Annotated in this window: 13 protein-coding genes; 3 read left to right on the top strand and 10 right to left on the bottom strand. The window is 71.0% G+C overall.

Annotation, left to right across the window (positions count from 1 at the left end; all coding sequences use genetic code 11):
* Positions 1–15 precede the first annotated feature (15 nt).
* Both ACFYNU_RS34185 and ACFYNU_RS34180 read right to left on the bottom strand, forming a co-directional pair.
* Positions 16–624, bottom strand: a complete 609-nt coding sequence (locus tag ACFYNU_RS34185) for a hypothetical protein (RefSeq protein WP_356589073.1) — start codon at positions 622–624, stop codon at positions 16–18.
* 7 nt (positions 625–631) lie between these two features.
* Positions 632–1,843 carry a DUF475 domain-containing protein gene (locus ACFYNU_RS34180; RefSeq protein WP_356589071.1) on the bottom strand — a complete coding sequence of 404 codons (1,212 nt, stop codon included), beginning with the start codon at positions 1,841–1,843 and terminating at the stop codon, positions 632–634.
* A 178-nt stretch (positions 1,844–2,021) separates the two neighbouring features.
* Between ACFYNU_RS34180 and ACFYNU_RS34175 the strand changes: the two genes are divergently transcribed.
* Positions 2,022–2,918: an RNA polymerase sigma factor SigF gene (locus ACFYNU_RS34175; RefSeq protein WP_356589069.1), complete on the top strand. Its 897-nt coding sequence runs from the start codon at positions 2,022–2,024 to the stop codon at positions 2,916–2,918.
* Positions 2,919–3,076: 158 nt separating this feature from the next.
* Here ACFYNU_RS34175 and ACFYNU_RS34170 read toward each other — a convergent pair whose 3' ends face one another.
* Entirely contained in the window at positions 3,077–4,267 is a 1,191-nt protein-coding gene (locus tag ACFYNU_RS34170) for a PP2C family protein-serine/threonine phosphatase (protein WP_356589067.1), read from the bottom strand.
* A gap of 116 nt (positions 4,268–4,383) precedes the next feature.
* Between ACFYNU_RS34170 and ACFYNU_RS34165 the strand changes: the two genes are divergently transcribed.
* Positions 4,384–4,899: a MarR family transcriptional regulator gene (locus ACFYNU_RS34165; RefSeq protein WP_356589065.1), complete on the top strand. Its 516-nt coding sequence runs from the start codon at positions 4,384–4,386 to the stop codon at positions 4,897–4,899.
* A gap of 122 nt (positions 4,900–5,021) precedes the next feature.
* On the opposite strand, the gene ACFYNU_RS34160 is transcribed toward ACFYNU_RS34165, so the two are convergent.
* From ACFYNU_RS34160 to ACFYNU_RS34145, 4 genes are all read right to left on the bottom strand, one after another.
* Positions 5,022–5,471, bottom strand: a complete 450-nt coding sequence (locus ACFYNU_RS34160; RefSeq protein WP_356589063.1) for a response regulator — start codon at positions 5,469–5,471, stop codon at positions 5,022–5,024.
* A complete protein-coding gene (locus ACFYNU_RS34155; protein ID WP_356589061.1) occupies positions 5,468–7,210 on the bottom strand; it encodes an ATP-binding protein in 1,743 nt (580 codons plus the stop codon). The genes ACFYNU_RS34160 and ACFYNU_RS34155 overlap by 4 nt, the downstream gene beginning before the upstream one ends.
* Entirely contained in the window at positions 7,210–8,409 is a 1,200-nt protein-coding gene (locus ACFYNU_RS34150) for a SpoIIE family protein phosphatase (protein ID WP_356589059.1), read from the bottom strand. Before ACFYNU_RS34150 ends, ACFYNU_RS34155 begins: the two co-directional genes overlap by 1 nt.
* Positions 8,410–9,082: 673 nt before the next feature.
* Positions 9,083–10,426: a helix-turn-helix transcriptional regulator gene (locus tag ACFYNU_RS34145; RefSeq protein ID WP_356589057.1), complete on the bottom strand. Its 1,344-nt coding sequence runs from the start codon at positions 10,424–10,426 to the stop codon at positions 9,083–9,085.
* Positions 10,427–10,875: 449 nt separating this feature from the next.
* Here ACFYNU_RS34145 and ACFYNU_RS34140 point away from each other — a divergent pair, with 449 nt between their 5' ends.
* Positions 10,876–14,091: an alpha-L-rhamnosidase gene (locus ACFYNU_RS34140; RefSeq protein ID WP_356589055.1), complete on the top strand. Its 3,216-nt coding sequence runs from the start codon at positions 10,876–10,878 to the stop codon at positions 14,089–14,091.
* A gap of 64 nt (positions 14,092–14,155) precedes the next feature.
* Here ACFYNU_RS34140 and ACFYNU_RS34135 read toward each other — a convergent pair whose 3' ends face one another.
* The 3 genes from ACFYNU_RS34135 to ACFYNU_RS34125 all read right to left on the bottom strand — a co-directional run bounded on the left by ACFYNU_RS34135 (position 14,156) and on the right by ACFYNU_RS34125 (position 17,459).
* Positions 14,156–14,830: a hypothetical protein gene (locus ACFYNU_RS34135; RefSeq protein WP_356589053.1), complete on the bottom strand. Its 675-nt coding sequence runs from the start codon at positions 14,828–14,830 to the stop codon at positions 14,156–14,158.
* A 120-nt stretch (positions 14,831–14,950) separates the two neighbouring features.
* The gene (locus ACFYNU_RS34130) at positions 14,951–16,312 is read right to left on the bottom strand and encodes an NAD(P)/FAD-dependent oxidoreductase (protein WP_356589051.1); all 1,362 of its coding nucleotides are present in this window, start codon (positions 16,310–16,312) and stop codon (positions 14,951–14,953) included.
* 73 nt (positions 16,313–16,385) lie between these two features.
* On the bottom strand, positions 16,386–17,459 hold the full coding sequence (locus tag ACFYNU_RS34125; protein ID WP_388768338.1) for a LacI family DNA-binding transcriptional regulator: 1,074 nt from the start codon (positions 17,457–17,459) through the stop codon (positions 16,386–16,388).
* Between the last annotated feature and the right edge of the window lie 22 nt (positions 17,460–17,481).

Below are 17,481 nucleotides of genomic sequence, written 5' to 3'. Positions count from 1 at the left end.
CCGGCCGGGCACGCGCTAGAGCGGCAGGAACGCCGCCGCCGTGGCCGCGCCCAGTGTGGCGCCCGCGGCCGTCTGGGCGAGCGAGTGGTAGCCGAGGCGTACCCGGGACCAGCACACGGCGACCACCAGGACGTACGCCGCGAGCCACCACGGGTCGTGGACGGCGGCGAGCAGCGCGACGACGGCGGAGGCCACGGCGGAGTCGACGCTGATCTTCCATACGGTGTTGACGGCCAGAAGGACGACGGTCATCGCCCACAGCGCGGTCATGGCGACCAGGATGCCCGTGGGCGCCCCTCCGGCGACCATGGCGAGCGCGCCGAGCCCGATCGAGCCGAGGATCACCAGGAAGATCGGCGCCCGCTGTGTGCGGTCCACGACGTGCCGGTCGCCCCAACGGCCGCGCCCGCGCTCCCACTCGATGTACGCGGCGGGCACGAGCCCGGCGCACACCGCGCCCCACAGCCCCCAGGGGACGCCGGTCCAGTCGCCGGCCGCCGCGGCGCCGATGCCGGTCATGCCGGCCAGCAGGGTGTTGCGGGGCTGGAGCACGTCGGTGAGACGGCGGGCCGTCCGGGTGCCGGAAGGGGCGGTTCCGGTGGCCCCGGCGGTCCCGCTGGTCATGTACGGCTCACGCCATGTCCGACGGGCGCGCCTGGCCCGCCGCGATCCGCCGGTTACGCAGGACCGACGACCAGAAGGACAGGCCGATCAGGACGACGCCGATGAGACCGGTGACGATCTCACTGATCTGGTACTGGATGGTGATGAGAAGGATCACAGCCAGGGCGCCGATGGCGTAGTGCGCGCCGTGTTCCAGATAGACGTAGTCGTCCAGTGTTCCCTGGCGGACCAGGTAGACGGTGAGCGACCTGACGTACATCGCACCGATACCGAGGCCGAGCGCCATCAGCACGATGTCGTTGGTGATGGCGAAGGCGCCGATCACGCCGTCGAAGGAGAAGGACGCGTCGATGACTTCGAGGTAGAGGAACATGAAGAACGCGGCCTTGCCGGTGACGGCCACGAGCGAGGGACCGCTCCTGCCGCCCTTGTCGCCGTTGTCGTTCTTCTCACTCCGGCCGGACGCGGCCCCGGTCCCCTCCTTCTCGGCCGGCTCACCCGGCGCACCCGGCGCACCCGGCTCGATGACCTCCTCGTCGGCCTGGGCGTCCGCCTCGTCGGCGAGTCTCTTCTCGAAGAAGCTGGAGAGTCCGCCGACGATCAGATACGTGACGAGCCCGGCGAGTCCTGAGGTGAGGACCGTCTGCGCCTTGTCGGCGTGCCCGCCGCCGTGCTGGTGGGCGTGGGTGGCGACCGTCATGGAGGCGATCAGCAGCACGATCAACGAGAGGCAGACGGACAGCATCTCGACCTGTCCGAGCTTGGCCAGCGGGCGTTCGATCCAGCCCAGCCACTTGATCTCGCGGTCCTCGAAGATGAAGTTGAGGAAGATCATCAGCAGGAACATGCCGCCGAAGGCCGCGATCGACGGGTGCGCGTCGGTGACCAGCTGCTGATACCGGTCCTTGTCGTTGACCGCCAGCTGCACCGCCTTGACCGGGCTGAGCTTGGCGGTGACCGCGACGATGAGTACGGGAAAGGCGAGCCTCATGCCGAACACGGCGATGAGGACACCGATGGTGAGGAAGATCTTCTGCCAGAAGGCGCTCATCTTCTTCAGGATCCCGGCGTTGATCACCGCGTTGTCGAAGGAGAGCGAGACCTCCAGCACGGTCAGGATCGCCACGACACCGAGCGCGGTCCAGCCGTCGTAGAACACCGCCAGCGCGAGACCGAGCACGGTGACCCCGAATGCCCAGCCGAATGTTTTCAGTACCACGACTCACCAGCCTTCCGCGGACATGCTAGGCGATCTTCGGCCACGCATCCCGTCCGCCAGGCCACTTCGGGGCAACACTTGCCAGACAGCAACTATTAGGCCACGGTAGGACCGGACGGGTTCTCAGGCAGTGGCATCACAGCAGAGTGCCTACACCAACAAAGGCGATGACGTGACGATGAGTACGCATACCTCCGCCGCTTCGGCCCATCCGGGCACCGTGGCGGCCACCACTCGTACGGACTCGCCCTCCGGCGAGCTTCCCTGGATCGAGGACACGGGGAAGGTTTCCCCCCAGGACGCGCGGAAGCTGTCGAAGCTCTTCTTCGACAGGCTCCAGGTCCTGGAAGAAGGCACACACGAGTACCAGTACGCCCGCAACACACTGATCGAGATGAACCAGTCCCTGGTCAGATTCGCGGCACGCCGCTTCCGAAATCTCGGCAGCGGCGACCTGGAGGACATCCTCCAGGTCGGCACGATCGGTCTGATCAAGGCGATCGACCGCTTCGACCTGTCGCGCGAGGTGGAGTTCAGCTCCTTCGCCGTGCCGTACATCCACGGTGAGATCAAGCGGTTCTTCCGGGACACCACCTGGGCCGTCCATGTGCCGCGCAGGCTCCAGGAGCTGCGTACGGAACTGGCGAAGGCCCAGGACGCCCTGACCGACACGCTCGGCCGCACACCCACTGTGGCGGAGCTGGCGGAACATCTGGAGCTGACCGAGGCCGAGGTCATCGACGGGCGGATCGCCTCCAACGGCTACACCGCCGGCTCGATCGACCTGCCGACCGACGGCGGGGACGACGGACCCGCCGGCACCGGGGGCCGCGCCTTCGCCGACACGCTCGGTGAGTGCGATCCCGCCATGGAACTCGTCGAGAACTTCCACGTGCTGGCTCCGCTGCTGGAGGAGCTCGACGAGCGTGAGCGCGGAATCGTCGAGATGCGATTCGGGCGTGAGATGACCCAGTCCGAGATCGGCGCCGAGCTGGGCGTGTCGCAGATGCATGTGTCCCGGCTGCTCGCCCGGATCCTGACGACCTTGCGTACGGGAATGCTCACCGAGGAGTGAGCCACAGCCCTGCCTGAACAGTGGACCCGGTCAACGGGGGTGCGAACGCCGGTCCGGCGCACGCACCCCCGTCCGGCTCTGTTCGGGTTCCGATGCCGCTGGGCCCGGTACCGCTCAGATCCGGAGCCGCCCAGGCCCGGTACCGCTCAAGTCCGGTCTCAGCCGCGCGCCGACGGCTCGGTGTCCGCTCTGCCCGACCAGTCGAGGCAGAGCACGAGTGCGTCGTCCGTCGTGTCCGCCTTGCGGAACTCGGCCAGCGCGCGCAGCAGTGCGCGCGGCGCCGTCGCCGCCGGCAGCAGGCTCGTCGAGTTGATCGCGCGGGCCAGCGCCCGCTCCCCGTACGCCTCACCCTCCGGCGAGAGCGCGTCGTACACCCCGTCGCTCACCATGAGCAGCCGGTCGCCCGGGAGCAGATGGAACTCCTGGGCCTCGTAGTGGGACTCCTCGAACATGCCGAGCGGCAGCTGCGCTTCGAGCGGGATGCGCTCGACCGTCCGGCCCCGTCTGCGCCACAGCTGCGGTGAGCCCGCGTCCACGACCTCCACCCGGCCGGTCGCCAGCTCGAAACGCATCAGCAGTGTCGCCACGTGCGACGCACCCCGGTGCTGCTCGTACAGCGCCTGGTCGGCGAGGGCCGCCTGGCCGGCGATGTCGAGGCCCGAGCGGCGCGCGTTGCGCAGGGCGTTGACGGCGAGATTGCTGAGCAGGGACGCCTGGATGCCCTCGCCCATGCCGTTGGTGACGGCGACGGTCAGCTCCTCCGCGTCGGCCGCCCAGTCGAAGTTGTCCCCGTGAATCGCGTACGCCGGCTCCAGCTGGGCGCCGATGGCGAACTCCTCCGCGGCGCAGGCGCGCGCGGGCAGCAGTTGCCACTGCATCTCGGCCGCGAGGGTGAGGCGGCTGATCCGGCGGGCGCGCTGGTAGGCGTCGGTGTCCCGTTCCGCCACCAGGATCTCGTGCCCCAGCAGATCGGCCACATGGGCCAGTTCCGCCACGGCCTCCGGGGTGGACCGCTCGTTGGGCAGCCGCACCGAGAGGATCCCGGTCCGCTCGCCCCGGACAGTCACCGGAAGGTGGTGGTCCACGGCGTCACCGTGTCTGATCTGCTGCTCGCGCGGTTCCTGGCTGCCGAACGCCCGGCCCTCGGGGCTGTTGTACAGGGAGAGCGGCTGTTCCTTGCCCGGCAGCGGGTCGTACGGGGTGAGGACCGTGGCGCCGTAGTCGGCGAGGAACAGTTGCACGCGCGTCGCGCCGTGCGAGGCGGCGAGCGCGTCGCGGACTCTGTCCACGAGCGCGTGCGGCGCGGCTGCCCGCACCGATCTTCCGAGTACGTCGTCGCTTTGCGTCACAGTCTCTCAGACAATCTTGCTAGGGGGACGGGGGTGGCCTCGCGGGACGCCCGGTGGGCGGCTTCGGAGGCGGGGCGGAGCTGACAGAGGTCGCCGTCGGGTGACACAGTGGACGGATGTCCCCCCTCACCGGTCAGCCGCGTCCGCGCGAGAAGATGTCCGAGGCCGCTCGTGCCGCCTCGGAGCTGCTTGAGGTGTTGTGGGGACGCGGACAGGAGGCGGCGCCGTCGGGAACGGTCTCCCCCTCGCAGCTCCGGGCTCTTCTCGTGCTGGAGAGGTACGACGGCACGAACCTGCGTTCGCTCGGCAGGGCGCTCGGCTCCCGCCCCCCGTCCGTCAGCCGGCTGTGCGACCGGATGGAGGCCCTGGGCCTGGTGGAGCGGCGCACCAGCACGACCAGCCGCCGTGAGGTGGAGCTGCGGCTGAGCCCCCGTGGGCGCAAGGTGCTGGACGAGCACCGGGCGATCCGGGCACGGGAGGTCAGCGCCGTACTGGACGGCATGGACGCGGCGGCCGTGGCCGCGCTCACGGAGGGGCTGACCGCGTTCCACGCGGCGGCGTCCGCCCGGCTCGACGCGGCGGCACAGGCCCGCCCCACGGATGACCGGGGTTCCGCGGCGGACAGTGCCTGACGGCATCGCGCCTCTTTTCAGCGTACGAGTGGTGGACACGCGGGTCCGGAGTCGGCCCGCCGAGAATGTTTACGTAAGGCAACAGTCTCTGTTGTGAAGTTTATCAGCGCGCCGAGCCCGTCTCAGAACGCGCGCGGCAGCTTGACCACGGTCACGAAGAAGTCGTCGATCTGCTGGACCGCCTTGATGAACTGTTCGAGATCGACCGGTTTGGTCACATACGCGTTGGCGTGCAGTTTGTAGCTCCGGAGGATGTCCTCCTCGGCCGCCGACGTGGTGAGGACCACCACCGGGATGGGGCTGAGGTCCGGATCGGACTTGACCTTCTCCAGCACCTGCCGGCCGTCGTACTTGGGCAGATTCAGATCGAGCAGGATGAGATCGGGGCGCGGCGCCTCGGTGTACTCCCCGCGCTGGTAGAGGAAGTCCAGGGCCTCCAGACCGTCCCGTACGACATGGAGGCTGTTGCCGATCTTGTTGTCCTCGAACGCCTCGCGGGTCATGAGTTCGTCGCCGGCGTCGTCCTCGACGAGCAGGACTTCGACGGGCCGCGGCTGGGGAGATGTGCTCATACAGTGCTTCCTTCGGTGGTGGTGACAGGTGTGGTGCCGGTGGTCGGCGTGTCATCGGTGCTCGGCGTGGCGGCGGTCGGCGTGTCATCGGCGACCGGCGTGGCGCCGGTGTCGGCCGGTGAGGACGGCTCCACGGCCGCGGACGCCGGGGGTTCGGCGGGGAGGGTGAAGGCGATACGCGCGCCGTCGGTGTGGGCCGTGTCGATCCAGATGTGCCCGCCGCTGTGCTCGACGACCTTCTTGCACAGCGACAGGCCGATGCCGGTGCCCGCGTACGCGTCCCTCGCGTGCAGGCGCTGGAAGATGACGAAGACCTTCTCGGCGAACTCCTCGGCGATGCCGATGCCGTTGTCGGTGACGGTGAACGTCCAGGAGTCGGCGCCCTCCACACGGTCGACGGCGATACTGATACGCGGGTCCCGGTCGGGGCGGCGGAACTTGACCGCGTTCCCGACGAGGTTCTGCCAGAGCATCGTGAGCAGCGTCGGATCACCGATGACCTCGGGCAGCTCGGCCGGGCGCTCGATGACGGCGCCGCTCTCCTCGATCGTCGCCGAGAGGTTGCGTACGGCGCGGTCCAGGGCGGCGTCCAGGGCGACCGGTTCTTCCGCGTCCTGGACCCGGCCGACGCGGGAGAAGGTGAGCAGGTCGTTGATCAGGACCTGCATGCGCTTGGCGCCGTCGACGGCGAAGCCGATGTACTGCGTGGCGCGGTCGTCGAGCTGGTCCCCGTAACGCTTCTCCAGCAGCTGACAGAAGGAGGCGACCTTGCGCAGCGGCTCCTGGAGGTCGTGCGAGGCGACGTACGCGAACTGTTCCAGCTCGGCGTTGGAACGCCGCAGCTCGACCCCGCTCGCGTCCAGCTCGGCGGCCTGGCGGGCGAGCTCCGCCTCGCTGTCCCGCGAGGTGGCGAGTTCGCTGACCACCCGCAGCCGCATGCCCTCCACGGCCGCCGCGAGGGTCCGCAGATCGGCCGGCCCGTGCGCGGGGATCGCGTGGTCGAAGTCCCCGTCGGCGACGCGCCGGGAGGCGGTGCGCACCGTGTCCAGCGGCCGTACCACCGTGAAGTGCACGAGGACGGTGATCGCCACCCCGGTCAGCAGGAACGCCACCAGGGCGGCCACCAGTGCCCGGTCGCGGTCCGCGCGGGCGTCGGCGAACGCGGCCCGCGCGTCGCTCTGCTCCTGCCCGAGGTGCTCCTGCTGGGCGTCGAGCGCCGCGCGGACCCGGTCGAACGCCCGCTTCGCCTCGGTCACCGATGCGGCGTCGGCGCCCGACGCACCCGCCAGTGCCGGGTCGGCGAACTCGGTGCGCCACTCGCGCGCCGCCCGTTCGACCGCCCGCAGGTCGGCGACCGGCCGGTCGAGTCCGTCGATCAGCTCGCCGAGCCGTTCGCGCGCCGCCGTCTCGGCGGTGAGGCCCCGCCGGTACGGCTCCAGCAGGCTTTCGTCCTTGGTCAGCTGATAGCCGCGGACACCCGTCTCCTGGTCGAGGAGGGCGGCCTGGAGCCGGAAGGCCTGGGTACGGGCCGGGGACACCTCGTCGATCAGATGGTCGGCGGTCTCGCTGGTGCGCGCGAGCGTGGCCGCGGCCACCGCCCCGGCGGCCAGGGTCATCACGCAGAGGGCGGAGACGGCCAGCAGGAACCAGCCCTGGACGGTGAGCCGCCGGAGTATCCGCACCCGGTGGCCGGACGGCGGGCGCGCCGTCCCGTCGGGGCGTCGTGGGGAGTCGGACATCAGTGGGCACCGTTCCATTCGAGGTGGAGCACGGCGACGTCGTCGGCCAGGCCGCCGAAGCTCGCCGCGAGAGTCTGCGCGGAGTGGATCAGGGTGTCGACGAACGTCTCCGCCGCCTCGTGCGCGTGGCGCCGGGCGAGTTCCAGGAGCCCGTGCTCCCCCAGCCGTTCGAAGCCGGTGCCGGTACGTCCCTCGATGAGCCCGTCGGTGAACATCATCACCGCGCCGTGCCGGTGCACGGGGACGGCGGTCACCGGCCAGGACACCCGGCCGGGCAGCAGGCCGAGCACCGGCCCGCCGGGCACCTCCTCCAGGCGTACGCCGCCCTCGGGCGACCGGATCAGCAGCCCGGGGTGACCGGCGCGCTGCACGTTCATATGGTCCTCGGCCGGCAGCCGGGTCAGACAGGTGAGGGTGGCGAAGATCTCAGGCCCGGACCGTTCGGCGACCAGGATCTGTTCGAGCAGGGCGAGGAGTTGCTGGCCGCGGGCGCCCGCGAGGACGAACGAGCGCCATGCCACCCGCAGGCACACGCCGAGCGCCGCCTCGTCGGGCCCGTGCCCGGAGACGTCGCCCACGACCGCGTGGGTCATGCCGTCGGGTGTCTGGACGACGTCGTAGAAGTCACCGCCGAGCAGCGCCTGGGAGCGGCCGGGCTGGTAGCGGGCACAGACGGCGACCGTCGAGTCCAGAAGCAGCGGGGTGGGCAGCAGGCCGCGCTCCAGGCGGGCGTTCTCCTGGGCGCGGAGCCGGCTGGTCTGGAGGGCGGACGCCGCCTGTTCGGTGTGCTTGCGCTGGATCGCGTAGCGGATCGCGCGGACGAACAGGTCGGGCTCCACCCGCCCCTTGATCAGATAGTCCTGCGCCCCGGCGGCGACGGCCGCGAGGCCGGCCTGCTCCTCGGCGAGCCCGGTCAGTACGACCACGGCCGCTCCACCGGCGTGGACGAGGACCCGCTCCAGGGCTTCCAGTCCCTGGGCGTCCGGCAGATGCAGGTCGAGCAGGATGCACTGCGGCACCTCCGCCTCCAGCGCGGTGACCGCCTCCGCCAGTGTCCTGGCGAGGCTCAGCCGCAGCGGGACCTCGCTGTCGGCCACCAGTTCCTCGACCAGGAGCGCGTCGCCGGGGTCGTCCTCGATCAGCAGCACCGTGGGCGGCCGGCCGCTCCACAGGGCCTCGGCCGCTTCGTCCCCGCGCATCGTGTCCCGGCTCGCGGGGACACGTCCCCGTGCGGCGGGCGACACAGGGGTGCCGGGTCTGCCTGAGGCGGATTTGACCGCTGTGTTCGGGCGGGTGCCCATGGCAGTTGTTCTCCTCTCGCCACGGGCACCGCGGCCCGTGGGACCGCCGGGTGCGTCCGGGTTGAGACTAAAGCGATCAGTTACCGCATGACAACATTTTCTCGGATCACCCTCGGCAGGCCGGTGGGCACCCGCCCCACGGCCCGCGCGCCCGCCGAGGAGGTGATCCTGACAGAGACGAGGACCGTACACGCGAATCGGTCGCAAACTGACCTCCGGGTCGCCCGCGAAGGGACTCGGCCCGTGACGGCGGGCCGCATACGGGTGATTCCGAAAACGATTCTTCGGGTGAACACATCCCGCTGTCGTCGCCGGTGCGCCGGAGGGCGGCCCGGCCGGGACTAAACACCAGTCATGGATGATCCGTTCGCTCTCAGTCCCGTGAACCGGCCCAGGGAATCAGGGGCTCCGCACGCAGAACAACAGACAGGACGGAAGGCGCCGGGAAGCGCCGTCCGTCGTTGGTGGCCGGCCGGGTGGGCTCCCTGGTGGCCGGCGCACACCAAAGGCTCCAGGCGCGCGCGTCGTTGAGTCCGCGCTCCCACTGGGACGCGGCTCACAGAGACGCGGCTCACAGGGAAGCGGCCTCCTCGGCAAGGAGGGCGACATCGGGGTGGGCGCTGTAGGGGCGCAGTGACTGGCGCATGGTGGTGAGGGAGGCGGTGGCACGGGCCGAGCGGAGACCCGGGTAGTCGACGAGGAATCTCTTCCAGGTGGTGACGGACTGTTCGAGATTCCCCTGAAGGAGCTGTGATTCGGCCAGAAGGGCCGTCGTGAGCGCCCTGGCCCTGCGTGCCTGCGGGGCGCGGGCGCGCAGCGAGGCGTTGAAGGCCCGGTCGGCCGCCTGGTGGTCCCGGAGCGCCGTCAGGGTCCGGGCCCGCTGGTAGTACAGCGCCGCGGCCGGGTAGCTGCCGAAGGGGTCGGACGGGTCCTGGTCCGCGCGGTCGTGGAGGACCTCCGCGGTGTGCAGGGCCAGGAGCGCCCGGGGGCGGTCGTGCGCCCGCGCGTGGGCCAGGGCGAGGTGGGACTGGGTGAAGGACTGGGTCAGCGGCGACGAGTGGCGGGTGGCGGTGGTCGCGGCCTGCTCGGTCAGGGTGAGCGCGGGTTGCCCGTGCCCCAGTTCCAGTGCGTGGGAGGCGAGAGCCCTGAGGGCGATGGTGTACGTGTGGGGGTCGTCGGCCTCGGCGGCCAGATGGGCGGCCGTGCGGTGGTAGTGCTGGGCCAGCGCGTCGGCGCCGTCGTCGGCGCACATGTTGCCCAGGAGGACGGTGAGTTGGGCCGCCTGCGTGAGGAGTTGCCGGTGCACCTCCTCACTGGCGTCGGCGAGGAGCCAGGGGGTGACGTCGTCGGCGAGATACGTGGTGAGCGCGGTACGGGCGTGGCCGCCGCCGAACGCCCCCGTCAAGGACGCGAAGAAGACGGTCATGCCCTGGAGTGCCTCCACCTCCGCGCGTCCGACACGGCGTCCGACCACGGCTCCGGCCCGGCGCGCGGTGGCCCGCGCCAGGAGGTCCTCCCAGCTCGGGACCGTCAGGGCGGCGAGGCTGTAGACGTCCACGCCCAGGAGCTTGCCCCGGTTGGGGTCCAGTTGGCTGTTGGTGAGCTTGGCCAGTCGGCGCACGGGATGTGCCTCCCAGGTCCAGTCCGGTATTCGCGCGGGGGCTTGGGTGAGCCCGGCGTCGACGGCGGCCAGCGGTCTGCCCACGCGCCGGGCGAGCGCCTCCAGAAGGTAGGCGGGCGCGGGGGGACGAGGGTGGGTGCCAGCGAGCCAGCGGGTCACCGTCGAGCGGCTCACCGTGAGGTCGTGGCCGTGTTCGGCCGCGACCGACGAGACGGCATAGGCGAGTCCGGCCGCACTCCATCCCGCCTCCTCAAGCAGCCGAGCGAGTCGTGTGTTGGGTTGCCGAGAGGACACCGCTGCCTCGTTCCCGCCCCTGGGTCGCGCCCGGAGAGTCCGTTTCGGTCCGGTGGGCCGTAGGACGCCACTTCGACGACTCGCTCCAGCCAACGTGACGTCCGTACGGCGCTCGTGACAAGGGCGCACGGATGTACGACGTGCGGCGCGTCCGCTCTCCCCCACCCGTGCGCGGGGCGGAGCCGCGGATGCGCTGAACGGGAAATACCCGCCCCGGAGCACGGCCAGACATACGGACGGCCGTCGCATCCCGATCCGGCCGGCGGTCCGGTCACCGGCTTCCAAAGAATCGCGACGGGAGTCCGGCCGTGGGACTGAAAGGGTTCAGCAACTCAGCCCAAATCGCCTGCCTGGTAAGGCAATGTGAGCGCGACACCTTGACGCGCCAAGAGCCCGCCCCTACTTTCACGCGATGAATCGATTCACTGTCGAATTGTTCTGGGGTTGACGTGATCAGTAGACGCCGCATGCTCACCACCACCACCGCAGCCGCGCTGGGCACCTCCCTCGCCACGGCCGGCGCGCCGTCGGCAGGGGCCGCCGAGCAGTCCGGGGCCGGCGCCGCGGGCCCGGGGCGGGCCGCGCTCCGGGTCGACGCCCCGACGGTCGAGTACGTACGCAATCCGCTGGGCCTCGACTCCCCGGAGCCCAGGCTGAGTTGGCCCCTGCTGTCCGACGCGCCCGGTCAGACGCAGAGCGCGTACCAGATCCGGGTCGCGTCGAGTGCCCGCAAGCTGGCCGAGCCCGATGTGTGGGACAGCGGCAAGGTCGAGTCGGACCGGTCGGTCCTCGTGCCGTACGCCGGCCCCGCCCTGAGGCCCCTGACGCGCTATCACTGGTCGGTCCGCGTCTGGAACGCGGCCGGTGAGGTCTCCGGCTGGAGCGAGAGCGCCTGGTGGGAGACCGGGCTGATGAGCACGGCGGCCTGGTCCGCGCGGTGGATCGCCGCACCCGCCGCGCTGAGCGGCGCGCCGACCCTGCGGGGCTCGTCCTGGATCTGGTTCCCCGAGGGCGAACCGACGAGCAATCTGCCCGCCGGGACCCGTTGGTTCCGCCGCGCCTTCGACGCCCCGGCGGGTGCCACGGGCGCCCGGCTCGTGGTGGGCGCCGACGACGCGTACACCGTGTATGTGAACGGCACCGAGGTGAGCCGCACCGAGCCCGACGGGCCCGCCGAGAACTGGCGCCGGCCGGCCGTCGTCGATGTCACGGCCCAACTGCGCCCGGGCGCCAACGTGCTGGCGGTGGCGGCGGTCAACGCCACCGAGAGCCCGGCCGGGCTCATCGCCGCACTGGAGCTGACTTCCGCCGACGGCGACGACGCCGTCCACACGGACGGCACCTGGAAGAGCACGGACGAGGAGCCCGGCGCCGAGTGGCGGCAGACCGGTTACGACGACAGCGCCTGGCCCGCCGCCACGAAGGGCCCGGCGTGGGGCTCCGGTCCGTGGGGCGCGGTGGCGCCCGCGTACTTCCCCGCCACCCAGCTGCGGCACTCCTTCCGGCTGGCCGACAAGCCCGTCGCGAGCGCGCGGCTGTACGCGACGGCGCTCGGCCACTACGAGCCGCATCTCAACGGACAGCGGGTCGGCAAGGACCTGTTCGCGCCGGGCTGGACCGACTACCGACAGCGGGTGCAGTACCAGACGTACGACGTCACCACGCTGGTACGGCGGGGCGCGAACGTGCTCGGCGCGCATCTCGCGCTCGGCTGGTACGGCGGGAACCTCGGCATGTTCGGGCCGCACCACTACGGCGAACGGCCCGCGCTGCTGGCCCAGTTGGAGGTCACGTACCAGGACGGGACGCGTGAGCGGGTGGTGTCCGGTGACGACTGGCGGGCCGCCGCCGGGCCGCTGGTGTCGTCCGACATGCAGGCGGGCGAGGACTACGACGCCCGGCTGGAGACGAAGGGCTGGACGGCGCCGGGGTTCGACGACGCGGGCTGGCTCCCGGCCGAGGCGGTCGACGGCGTCGAGACGGAGATCGTCGCGCAGGTAGACGGCCCGGTGCGGATCATGAAGGAGCTGCCCGCCCGGAAGGTCACCCGCGTCGCCCCGGGGGTGTTCGTCTTCGACCTCGGCCAGAACATGGTCGGTTCGGTGCGGCTGCGGGTGACCGGCCCGGCGGGCACGAAGGTGACGCTGCGGCACGCCGAGGTGCTGAACCCGGACGGTTCGCTCTACACCGCCAACCTGCGTACGGCGCGCGCCACCGACACGTACACGCTGCGGGGCGGCGGCGAGGAGACGTACGAACCGCGCTTCACCTTCCACGGTTTCCGCTACGTCGAGGTCACCGGCTTCCCCGGCACACCGCGCGCGAGCGCGATCACCGGCCGGGTCATGCACACGTCGGCGCCGTTCACCTTCGAGTTCGACTCCGACGTCCCCATGCTCAACCAGCTGCACAGCAACATCAGTTGGGGCCAGCGCGGCAACTTCCTCTCCATCCCGACCGATACGCCCGCGCGGGACGAACGGCTCGGCTGGACCGGTGACATCAATGTCTTCGCCCCCACCGCCGCCTATGTCATGGAGTCCGCGCGCTTCCTGACCAAGTGGCTCCAGGACCTGCGTGACGCGCAGACCGACGCCGGCTCCTTCACCCATGTCGCCCCCGACATCGCGGGCGTCGGTGACGGCTCGGCCGGCTGGGGCGACGCCGGGGTCACGGTGCCGTGGGCGCTGTACCAGGCGTACGGCGACACGCGGATACTCGACGTGTCGTGGGACTCGATGGTCAAGTGGCTGGACTATCTGCGGGCGCACAGCACCGGCTTCCTGCGCCCGGCGGACGGTTTCGGCGACTGGCTGAACATCGAGGACGAGACGCCGAAGAACGTCATCGGCACCGCCTACTTCGCGCACGTCGCCGATCTCACCGCGCGGACGGCCCGGGTGCTGGGCAAGGACCCCGCGCCGTACGAGACGCTGTTCGGCCAGGTCCGCGACGCGTTCCGGGCGGCGTACGTGAGCGACGGCGGCCGGGTGAAGGGCGACACGCAGACGGCCTATGTGCTCGCCCTGTCGATGGATCTGCTGCCCGAGGCGGCCCGGGGGCCCGCCGCCGCCCGGCTGGTGGAGCTGATCGAGGCGAAGGACTGGCATCTGTCGACCGGCTTCCTCGGCACGCCCCGGCTGCTGCCGGTGCTCACCGACACCGGCCACACCGATGTCGCGTACCGCCTGCTGCACCGGCGTACGTTCCCCGGCTGGGGATATCAGATCGAGAACGGCGCGACGACGATGTGGGAGCGCTGGGACTCGATCAGGCCGGACGGCGGTTTCCAGGACGCCGGGATGAACTCCTTCAACCACTACGCCTACGGATCGGTGGGCGAGTGGATGTACGCGAACATCGCGGGGATCGCCCCGGGCCGGCCCGGATTCAAGGAGATCGTCATCAGGCCGCGTCCCGGTGGTGAGGTGAAGCGGGCCGGGGGCCGGTACGCGTCGGTCCACGGGCCGATCACCACGAGCTGGGAGTCCGGGCCCGGCGGTTTCGAGCTGGAGTGCTCGGTGCCGCCCAACACCACCGCCGAGGTATGGGTGCCGGCGCGGAAGGCGGGCGACGTCAGGCACAAGGGCGGGAAGTTCCTGCGGATGGCGGACGGGTGCGCGGTGTACGCGGTGGGCTCGGGGCGCCACCGCTTCACCACCTGACCGCACGCGACGGCGGCCGGGTACGGGAGGCTTCCCGTACCCGGCCTCCGGCCGTCGACGCGGCTCAGCCGCCGAGCAGCGGCGGCAGTCCGAGGAGACCGCCGAGAAGGCCGTCGACCGGATTGCCGTTGCCCTCGGGCTCGTCGGCCGGCGGGTCCGGCTCCTCCTGCGGCTCCTTCGGCGGCGTACCGGCGTCGTCGCCGGCGGGCGGGGTGGTGTCCGACGGCGTCGGCGCGGTGTCCACGCCGGGATCCGTCCCCGTCCCCGTCCCTGTTTCCGGCTCCGCGTCCGAACCGGAGCCGGAGCCGGAGCCGGAAGCGACCGTGTCCGCCGCGCCCGCCGGGGTCTCGCGCGGCGCTGCGGCCCCGTCGCCCCTGTCCCTCGCGCTGACCGCTTCGGCGGGAGCCGCCGTGGCCGACGGAGGTACGACGCCCTCCTCCCAGCCCCAGCCGTCGGGCAGGGTCCCGTTCGGGATGGTCGGCTCCCAGCTGGGCTGCTCGGCCTCGGCGCCTGCCCCCTCGACCTCGGCGGCCTCGGCCACCGCGTCCGTCACGCCCGGTATCCGGAGAAACGGTGCGCCGGAGCTGCCGCCGACCAGCGAGGCAGCCACGGTCGTCGCGTAACAGGCGCAGACGATGGCGACCGCCCAGCCGAACCGCCGGAACATCCGGCTCCGGCGACCGCTGGTGTCGACGAACACCTGTCGCGTCTCCGCCTCACTGTCTCTGTGTGCGTCCACTGAATCCGCATGCCCCTCTGGTCTTGTCTCCGCGAGTCGCGGATACGCCCATTCAGACATGTCTTCGGAGTCAACAACGCCATGGATTGGTCGGATTACCCGATCGGCGGAAAACGTTGGTCACTGGCGCGCGGTCAGCGTCCCCGTGTGTTCACGCACCTGCTCCGGCGTCAGATACTCGTTGGTGAACTCGAAGTCGTGCAGCGAGGCCGGCTTCTGCGCCTGGAACCCGGTCCGTACGAAATCGTCCCCGGCGACGGCGTTGAGCACCCAGTTGGTCAGCACCCGCGCCTTGGCGACATTGGTCCGCAGCGCCGACCAGTGGTAGCCCCGGGCGACGGCCTGGGCCGGCAGCCCGCGCAGTTCGACCCCCATCGGCTTGGAGACCGCGTCCCGGCCGCCGAGGTCGACGACCAGTCCCAGATCCTTGTGCTCGTAGCGCGTGAGGGGCTGACGCCGCACCGAGGCGATGACGTTGTCCGCGGCCGTACGGCCCTGCCGCATGGCGTGCTGCGCGGTCGGCGGGCAGATCGCGTCGCCGCCCTTCGCCAGGTCGGGCACGGCTCCCGCGTCGCCGAGCGCGAACACGCCGTCGAGGCCGCCGACGCGCAGTTCGGGCGAGACCACGAGCCGGCCGTGCAGCGTCTCTGCGTCGAACGTACGGACCAGCGGGCTGGCGACGACGCCCGCCGTCCAGATGAGCGTGCGGCAGGGCAGCACGCGGCCGTCGGTGAAGGTCACCTCGTCGGGGCCGGCCTTGGCGATCGACACCCCGAGCGACACCTCGATGCCGCGCGCCCGCAGGATGTCCAGGGCGGTGGCGCCGAGTTTGTCGCCGAGTTCCGGCATGAGCTTGGGGGCGATGTCGATGAGGTGCCACTTGATCTGCTTCGGGTCCAGCCGGGGATAGCGCCGCAGGGCGTTGGTGGTGACGCGTTGCAGACAGGCGGCCGTCTCCGTGCCCGCGTAGCCGCCGCCGACGACCACGAATTGCAGGCGCCCCGCGCGTTCCTTCTCGTCCGGGCTGGCGTCCGCGATGTCGAGCTGCGCGATGACGTGGTCGCGTACGTAGGCGGCCTCGGCGAGTGTCTTCATTCCGCGCGCGTTGTCGACGAGTCCGGGGATGTCGAAGGTGCGGGTGACGCTGCCGGGGGCCAGCACGATGTAGTCGTAGGGCTGGTCGACGATCTCGCCGGTGATCTTCCGGATGACGCAGATCTTCGCCTTCGGATCCACTCCGATGGCCCCGCCGGGGATGATCCGGGTGCGGTGCTTCCTGCTGCGGCGCAGCGAGACGGCGACCGACTGCGGGGTCAGCACCCCCGACGCCACCTGCGGCAACAGCGGCAGATACAGCTGGTACGAGAACGGCGTGACCAGAGAGATCTCCGCCCCTCCCGGCTCCAGCTTCCGCTCCAGACGGCGTACGCACGCCACCCCCGCGAAGCCGGCGCCCACTACGAGAATCCTCGGTCGTGCCACGGTGTCCATCCCTTCCCGGTGGTGCTGGGTCGCCCTTCACCTTCCCCGGGACCGGTTTCTCTCACGGACCGGTTCACTCCGTCGCGGATTTCACCACCGCGGTGCTGTTCCGGACGACGAGCCGGGTGGCGAACTCGAGCCGGGTGTCGGCCTGGCCGATCGGAGCCTCCGACCGGTCCCCGCCGCTCTGGTAGGCGCGCCGCAGCCGCAGCAGCATCCGCGCGGCCTCCTCGGCCATCTCGACCAGTGGCTGGTGCACAGTGGTGAGCGCGGGGCTCGACCACTGGGCGAGCGGGATGTCGTCGTACCCGACCACGGAGAGGTCTTCGGGCACCTGGACGCCGAGCACCCGGGCGGCCTCCAGTACGCCGAGCGCCTGGAGGTCGCTCCCGGCGAAGATCGCGGTCGGGCGCTCGGGGAGCCGCAGGAGTTCCATCGCGTGGTCGTAGCCGGCCTGGACGTGGAAGTCGCCGAATCGTACGAGACCGGGGTCGACCTCCACTCCGGCCATCGCCATCGCGGAGCGGAAGCCGTCGAGGCGCGCCAGGGAGCACAGCATGTCCTCGGGGCCGGTGACGACCGCGATGGCGCGGTGGCCGAGGTCGAGCAGATGGCGGGTGGCGGCCAGGCCGCCGGCCCAGTTGGCGGAGCCGACGGAGGGCACGTCGGGTTCCGGGTCGCCGGCCGGGTCGATGATCACGAACGGGATGGCGCGTGACCACAGCTTCTTCTTGAGTTCGTCGGGGAGCGTGGAGAAGACCAGCACCACGCCGAGCGGCCGGCGGCGCAGGACTCCCGCCACCCAGTCGGCCCCCGGGGAGTGCCGCGTGCCGGTCTCGGTGAGGACGACGCTGACGCCGGCGGACTTGGCGACGTTCTGCATGCCCCGGATCAGCTCCATCGACCAGGCGCTGTCCAGCTCGTGGAAGACGATCTCGATGAGCGGCGCCTCGGGGAGGGCGGCGGAGGAGCGCCGGTAGCCGTGCGCCTCCAGCAGTTCCTCGACCTTGACGCGTGTCGGGGCGGCGACATCGGGGCGCCCGTTGAGCACCTTCGAAACTGTCGAAAGGGAAACGCCTGCCTGGGTGGCCACCTGAGCGAGGGTGACTCGCCCCGCACTCCTGTCATCTCGCATGGGCTGAAGGATAAAGCACGGCCTTGTGTAACGG

Origin of the sequence: Streptomyces sp. NPDC006643 (assembly GCF_042870175.1) — a bacterium.
In the GTDB taxonomy this organism is placed as follows: domain Bacteria; phylum Actinomycetota; class Actinomycetes; order Streptomycetales; family Streptomycetaceae; genus Streptomyces.
Note: the sequence above shows the minus strand (reverse complement) of the source record. Positions and strands in the feature narration are given on the sequence as shown.

Excerpts from the sequence above, each read along its gene's own strand:
- ACFYNU_RS34185 (WP_356589073.1), bottom strand. The coding sequence starts at position 624 with ATGACCAGCGGGACCGCCGGGGCCACCGGAACCGCCCCTTCCGGCACC.
- ACFYNU_RS34175 (WP_356589069.1), top strand. The coding sequence starts at position 2,022 with ATGAGTACGCATACCTCCGCCGCTTCGGCCCATCCGGGCACCGTGGCG.
- ACFYNU_RS34165 (WP_356589065.1), top strand. The coding sequence starts at position 4,384 with ATGTCCCCCCTCACCGGTCAGCCGCGTCCGCGCGAGAAGATGTCCGAG.
- ACFYNU_RS34160 (WP_356589063.1), bottom strand. The coding sequence starts at position 5,471 with ATGAGCACATCTCCCCAGCCGCGGCCCGTCGAAGTCCTGCTCGTCGAG.
- ACFYNU_RS34155 (WP_356589061.1), bottom strand. The coding sequence starts at position 7,210 with ATGTCCGACTCCCCACGACGCCCCGACGGGACGGCGCGCCCGCCGTCC.
- ACFYNU_RS34150 (WP_356589059.1), bottom strand. The coding sequence starts at position 8,409 with ATGCGCGGGGACGAAGCGGCCGAGGCCCTGTGGAGCGGCCGGCCGCCC.